Origin of the sequence: Streptomyces sp. NPDC059567 (assembly GCF_042735655.1) — a bacterium.
Lineage (GTDB): Bacteria > Actinomycetota > Actinomycetes > Streptomycetales > Streptomycetaceae > Streptomyces.
Map to the genome: position 1 here is coordinate 1 of NZ_JBHWBS010000180.1, position 5,931 is coordinate 5,931.

6 protein-coding genes are annotated in these 5,931 nt (G+C 69.0%); 5 read left to right on the forward strand and 1 reads right to left on the reverse strand.

What is annotated here, in order from left to right:
• Positions 1–195: 195 nt before the first annotated feature.
• Positions 196–966, reverse strand: coding sequence for an AAA family ATPase (locus ACFVZW_RS36520; RefSeq protein WP_384530823.1), 771 nt, complete (start codon positions 964–966; stop codon positions 196–198).
• Positions 967–1,180: 214 nt separating this feature from the next.
• Here ACFVZW_RS36520 and ACFVZW_RS36525 point away from each other — a divergent pair, with 214 nt between their 5' ends.
• From ACFVZW_RS36525 to ACFVZW_RS36545, 5 genes are read left to right on the forward strand one after another with little or no spacing between them, the layout of a single operon-like run.
• A complete protein-coding gene (locus ACFVZW_RS36525) occupies positions 1,181–1,303 on the forward strand; it encodes a hypothetical protein (RefSeq protein WP_384530824.1) in 123 nt (40 codons plus the stop codon).
• Entirely contained in the window at positions 1,300–1,389 is a 90-nt protein-coding gene (gene kdpF / locus ACFVZW_RS36530) for a K(+)-transporting ATPase subunit F (protein ID WP_361896819.1), read from the forward strand. The genes ACFVZW_RS36525 and kdpF overlap by 4 nt, the downstream gene beginning before the upstream one ends.
• Positions 1,390–1,397: 8 nt before the next feature.
• A complete protein-coding gene (gene kdpA / locus ACFVZW_RS36535) occupies positions 1,398–3,062 on the forward strand; it encodes a potassium-transporting ATPase subunit KdpA (protein WP_384530826.1) in 1,665 nt (554 codons plus the stop codon).
• Positions 3,059–5,203 (forward strand): potassium-transporting ATPase subunit KdpB, encoded by a 2,145-nt coding sequence (gene kdpB / locus ACFVZW_RS36540; RefSeq protein ID WP_384530829.1) that lies wholly within the window; start codon positions 3,059–3,061, stop codon positions 5,201–5,203. Before kdpA ends, kdpB begins: the two co-directional genes overlap by 4 nt.
• A 2-nt stretch (positions 5,204–5,205) precedes the next feature.
• On the forward strand, positions 5,206–5,883 hold the full coding sequence (locus ACFVZW_RS36545; protein ID WP_384530831.1) for a potassium-transporting ATPase subunit C: 678 nt from the start codon (positions 5,206–5,208) through the stop codon (positions 5,881–5,883).
• Positions 5,884–5,931: the final 48 nt, after the last annotated feature.

Sequence of the window (5,931 nt, forward strand, 5' to 3'; positions counted from 1 at the left end):
GCTACGGGGGACGTTGGCGACCGACGACAACGCGGCTGGGGGTACCCCCTGCTCGAAGAGCTTGGGGGAGCGGTGCCAGGCGTCGCGAGCCCGGCATGATCGGCAAGACACCCCCTAGGGGGACCGGCTGCCCACCCACGGCGCGGCCATGCGCAGCGTCTCCCCCGTTCTCGGTCGGGCACGGTCGGACACCCCCTAGCCCGCCCGCCTCGTCAATGCCAGGAGCACCTCGTCCAGGCCCGGTCGGCGCAGGCCCACGTCCTCGGTGCCGATGCCGGCGCGTTCGAGGCGGCGGACCAGGGCGGAGAGCAGCATCGGGTCGGAGGCCGGCACCGAGAACAGGCCGGAGTGCCGGTCGCGCGAGGGGGCGGCGCCGGCCAGTTCCGTCAGGATGCGCTCCACCGCGGCCCCGTCCCCGGGCAGCGTCGGTCGCACCCACAGCCAGGGCTCGCCGATCCGGCGCTTCAGTTCGTCGGGGCGTCCCTCCGCGACGACCCGGCCGCGGTCGATCACGGTGACCCGGTCGGCCAGGCCGTCGGCCTCTTCCGGGTGCTGCGTCGTGAGCAGCACCGAGCTCCCGTCCGCCGCCAGGCGCCGCACGACGTCCCCCAGTGCCTCGCGGGCACGGAGGTCGAGCCCGGCGTCCGGCTCGTCCAGGAGCAGCACACGGGGCCTGCCCAAGAGGCGACGGAGCGCGTCGAGCCTCCCGGCGCCGGGCAACGGCGGACCGATCAGGTCGCGGACCCGTGGCCGGTCCCGTACGAGATCGTGACCGCCGACCGTCGCCCCGCCCGCGTCCGGCTGCTCCAGGGTGGCCAGGATCCGTACGGCGGTGGTCTTGCCCGCGCCGTTCGGGCCGAGCAGCGCCCGCACCTCGCCGACCCGTAGCTCCAGGTCGACGCCGTCGAGCGCGACCGTGTCCCCGTACCGCTTGACCAGGCCCTCGGCCCGGATCGCGTACGACATCGTCCCTCCCTCTCGGCCCCTCGGCGCGCCCGACGGACCGACCCGACGATGTCCGGACCCGCTGACAGACCGCTGACCGCGCGATGACAGCACCGGTCCCGGGCCCAAACCGAGGCTCACGACCGAATCCCGTAGAGGACGCGTCAAGAGCGCGCCTCCGCTCGTCAGGGACGCGTTAACGGAAGCCGTGACCTGGCCGAAAAGCGCTTTGCTCATGTGGTCCGAGAATCCGTTCTTCACTCAGGAGCTCACGATGGCCGACGTGGCCTTCGTCGTCACCACGATCGCGGTCTTCGCGCTGGTGGCCTTCATCGCCAAGGGGGTGGCCAAGCTGTGACTGCCGAGAACATCGTCGGTCTCGTCGTGGCCGCCGCCCTGCTGGGCTATCTCGTCCTCGCCCTCGTCAAGCCGGAGAGGTTCTGAGTACGGATATGAGTCCCGTTCTTGCTGGAGTCCTCCAGCTCCTCGCCCTGATCGCCGCGCTCGGCCTCGCCTACCGGCCGCTCGGTGACTACATGGCCCGTGTCTACTCCTCCGACAAGCATCTGCGGGTCGAGAAGTGGATCTACAAGGCCATCGGTGCCAACCCGAACGCCGAGATGCGCTGGCCCGCCTACCTGCGCGGCGTCCTCGCCTTCTCGGCGGTGAGCGTCCTCTTCCTCTACCTGCTCCAGCGGGTGCAGGGTTCACTGCCCGGCTCGCTCGGCTTCGCCTCGATCGACCCCGACCAGGCGTTCAACACGGCCGCGTCCTTCGTGGCCAACACCAACTGGCAGTCGTACTACGGCGAGCAGGCCATGGGCCACGTCGTGCAGACCGGCGGCCTCGCGGTGCAGAACTTCGTCTCGGCCGCGGTGGGCATCGCGGTCGCGGTGGCGCTCGTGCGCGGCTTCGCCCGGTCGCGTACCGGTGAGCTGGGCAACTTCTGGTCCGACCTGGTGCGCGGCACCGTGCGCATCCTGCTGCCGATCTCGGTCGTGGGCGCGCTCGTGCTGGTCGCCTGCGGTGCGATCCAGAACTTCGCCGGAATCCACGAGGTCGGCCAGTTCATGGGCGGCATGCAGCAGTGGAACGGTGGCGCGGTCGCCTCCCAGGAGGTCATCAAGGAGCTGGGTACGAACGGCGGCGGTTACTTCAACGCCAACTCGGCCCACCCCTTCGAGAACCCGAACGGTCTGTCCAACCTCTTCGAGATCTGGCTGATCCTCGTCATTCCGTTCGCGCTGACCCGCACCTTCGGCCGCATGGTCGGCTCGCTCAAGCAGGGTTACGCGATCCTCGCCACGATGGTCACGATCTGGCTCGGGTTCACCGCCCTGATGATGTGGACCGAGTTCCACCACGGCGGTCCGGCCTTCGACCTGGCCGGCGGCGCCATGGAGGGCAAGGAGACCCGGTTCGGCATCGGCGGCTCGTCGATCTTCGCCGTGGCCACGACCCTCACCTCCACGGGTGCGGTCAACTCCTTCCACTCCTCGTTCACCGGCTTCGGCGGCGGCATCACCATGCTGGGGATGCAGCTCGGCGAGATCGCGCCCGGCGGTGTGGGCTCCGGCCTCTACGGCATGTTGATCATGGCGGTCATCGCGGTGTTCATCGCCGGTCTGATGGTCGGCCGCACCCCCGAGTACCTGGGCAAGAAGATCGGCACGCGCGAGATCAAGTTCGCCGCCTGCTACATCCTCGTCACCCCGGCGCTGGTGCTGTGCTTCACGGCGGCCTCGTTCGCCCTGGACACCCCGGCGAACTCGATGACGAACTCCGGCGCGCACGGGTTCTCCGAGATCCTCTACGCCTTCACCTCCGGCGCCAACAACAACGGCTCCGCCTTCGCGGGCCTGAACGCCGACACGCAGTGGTTCAACTCGACGATCGGCATCGCGATGCTGCTCGGCCGGTTCCTGCCGATGGTGTTCGTCCTCGCGCTGGCCGGCTCGCTCGCCGAGCAGAAGCCCGTCCCCGAGACCGCGGGCACCCTGCGGACCGAGAAGCCGCTGTTCACCGGCCTCCTGGTCGGCACGATCATGATCATCACCGGTCTGACCTACTTCCCGGCCCTCGCGCTGGGACCGCTCGCCGAGGGGCTCGCGGCATGACCATCGACGTAAAGAAGCAAGAGGACGCTGTGAAGCAGACGTCTACCACCGATTCGGCGAAGGTGCCGCACGGCGACCTGTCCGCCGGGCACCAGCCGGCCGGACGTGTGGGCGGGGGTCTGTTCGACCCCAAGCAGCTGATCAAGTCCTTCCCGGACGCGATCAAGAAGCTCGACCCTCGCGTGATGGTCAAGTCGCCCGTGATGTTCGTGGTGCTGGTCGGCTCGGTGGTCACCACCGTCCTGGCCGTCAAGGACCCGGGCGACTGGTTCGGCTGGGCGATCACCGCCTGGCTCTGGCTCACCACGATCTTCGCCAACCTGGCGGAGGCCGTGGCCGAGGGCCGCGGCAAGGCGCAGGCCGACACGCTCCGCAAGGCCAAGACCGACACGGTCGCCCGCCGCCTCGTCGGGAAGAACGAGGAGCGCGTTCCGGGTACGGAGCTGCGCATCGGGGACCTGGTGGTCTGCGAGGCCGGCGACATCATCCCCGGCGACGGTGACGTCGTCGAAGGTGTCGCGAGCGTCGACGAGTCCGCCATCACCGGCGAATCGGCCCCGGTCATCCGCGAATCCGGCGGCGACCGCTCGGCCGTGACCGGCGGTACGAAGGTGCTGTCGGACCGGATCGTCATCAAGATCACGACCAAGCCCGGCGAGACCTTCATCGACCGGATGATCAACCTGGTCGAGGGCGCCGCCCGGCAGAAGACCCCGAACGAGATCGCCCTCAACATCCTGCTGGCGTCCCTCACCATCGTCTTCCTGCTCGCCGTCGTCACGCTGAAGCCGTTCGCGATCTACGCCGGCGCCGACGAGCAGACCTCGATGATCGTCCTGACCGCGCTCCTCGTCTGCCTCATCCCGACGACGATCGGCGCCCTGCTCTCCGCGATCGGCATCGCCGGCATGGACCGGCTCGTGCAGCGCAACGTGCTGGCCATGTCCGGCCGTGCGGTCGAGGCCGCGGGTGACGTCTCCACGCTGCTGCTGGACAAGACGGGCACCATCACGCTCGGCAACCGCCAGGCGTCGGAGTTCGTCCCGGTCAAGGGCACGACGGAGGCCGAACTGGCCGACGCCGCCCAGCTGTCGTCGCTGGCCGACGAGACGCCCGAGGGGCGCTCGATCGTCGTCCTCGCCAAGGAGAAGTACGGCCTGCGCGAGCGCCACCAGGGCGAGCTGTCGCAGGCCGAGTGGATCGCCTTCACCGCCCAGACCCGCATGTCGGGTGTGGACGTCGACGGCCGCAAGGTCCGCAAGGGCGCCACGGGCTCGGTCGTCGCCTGGGTGCAGGAGCGCGGCGGCACCGTCTCCGACGACGCCCAGGCGCTCAACGACACGATCTCCCAGGCCGGCGGCACGCCGCTCCTGGTGGCGGTCGAGGATGACAAGGGCGCCCGCGTCCTCGGCGTCATCCACCTGAAGGACGTCGTGAAGGAGGGCATGCGGGAGCGGTTCGACGAGCTGCGCCGCATGGGCATCAAGACGGTCATGATCACGGGTGACAACCCGTTGACCGCGAAGGCCATCGCCGAGGAGGCGGGCGTCGACGACTTCCTCGCCGAGGCCACCCCCGAGGACAAGATGGCCCTCATCAAGCGCGAGCAGGCCGGTGGCAAGCTCGTCGCGATGACCGGCGACGGTACGAACGACGCTCCGGCCCTCGCCCAGGCGGACGTCGGCGTGGCCATGAACACCGGAACCTCGGCCGCCAAGGAGGCCGGGAACATGGTGGACCTGGACTCCAACCCGACCAAGCTCATCGAGATCGTCGAGATCGGCAAGCAGCTCCTCATCACCCGGGGCGCGCTCACCACCTTCTCGATCGCCAACGACGTGGCCAAGTACTTCGCGATCATCCCCGCGATGTTCGCGGTGGCCTACCCGTCGCTGGACAAGCTCAACATCATGGGCCTGTCCTCGCCGGAGTCCGCGATCCTCTCCGCCGTCGTCTTCAACGCGCTGATCATCGTCGCGCTGGTCCCGCTCGCCCTGAAGGGCGTGCGGTACCGGCCGACGAGCGCGGACAAGATGCTCCGCCGGAACCTCGGGATCTACGGTCTCGGCGGCCTGATCGCCCCGTTCATCGGCATCAAGATCATCGACCTCCTCATCTCCCTCATCCCCGGAATCGGCTGATCATGAACAACTCCGTAGGAAACGCAGGGCGGTTGCTCTGGGCGGGCCTGCGCGCCCTCCTCGTCCTGACCGTGGTGACGGGTGTGCTCTACCCGCTGGCCGTCACGGGCATCGCCCAGGTCGCGTTCAACGACAAGGCCAACGGCTCCGAGATCACGAGCGAGGGCAAGGTCGTCGGCTCCGAACTCATCGGTCAGACGTACAACCTGCCGAAGCAGAACCCGGACGACGCCGAGGAGGCGGCGGTCCCGGACCTGAAGTGGTTCCAGCCGCGTCCCTCCAACGGCCTGGGCTCCAACAGCGTCAACACCCAGTACTCGATCATCCTCTCCGGCGCGACCAACAGGTCCGGCGACAACGAGGACCTGATCACCTGGGTGAAGGACGCGAAGGCCGCCGTGGTCAAGGACAACTCGGTCCCCGGCTACACGGTCAAGCCCGAGGACGTGCCGGCCGACGCCGTCACCTCCTCCGGCTCCGGCCTGGACCCGCACATCTCCCCGGAGTACGCCGAGCTCCAGGTCCACCGCGTCGCCGAGAAGAACAACCTCACCGTCGCCCAGGTCGACAAGCTCGTCGCCGACCACACCGACGACCGGATCCTCGGCTTCATCGGCGAGCCCCGAGTCAACGTCCTCCAGCTCAACATCGCGCTCAAGGCCCTGGTGGCCAAGGGCTGATGGCCTTATCGCAGCAGAAGCGGGAGTCGGCGGGCCGCGGAACGTCCC

Bases quoted from the DNA above. Each gene is read 5' to 3' on its own strand.
- ACFVZW_RS36520 (WP_384530823.1), bottom strand. From the start codon at position 966: ATGTCGTACGCGATCCGGGCCGAGGGCCTGGTCAAGCGGTACGGGGAC.
- ACFVZW_RS36525 (WP_384530824.1), top strand. From the start codon at position 1,181: ATGTGGTCCGAGAATCCGTTCTTCACTCAGGAGCTCACGATGGCCGAC.
- kdpA (WP_384530826.1), top strand. From the start codon at position 1,398: ATGAGTCCCGTTCTTGCTGGAGTCCTCCAGCTCCTCGCCCTGATCGCC.
- kdpB (WP_384530829.1), top strand. From the start codon at position 3,059: ATGACCATCGACGTAAAGAAGCAAGAGGACGCTGTGAAGCAGACGTCT.
- ACFVZW_RS36545 (WP_384530831.1), top strand. From the start codon at position 5,206: ATGAACAACTCCGTAGGAAACGCAGGGCGGTTGCTCTGGGCGGGCCTG.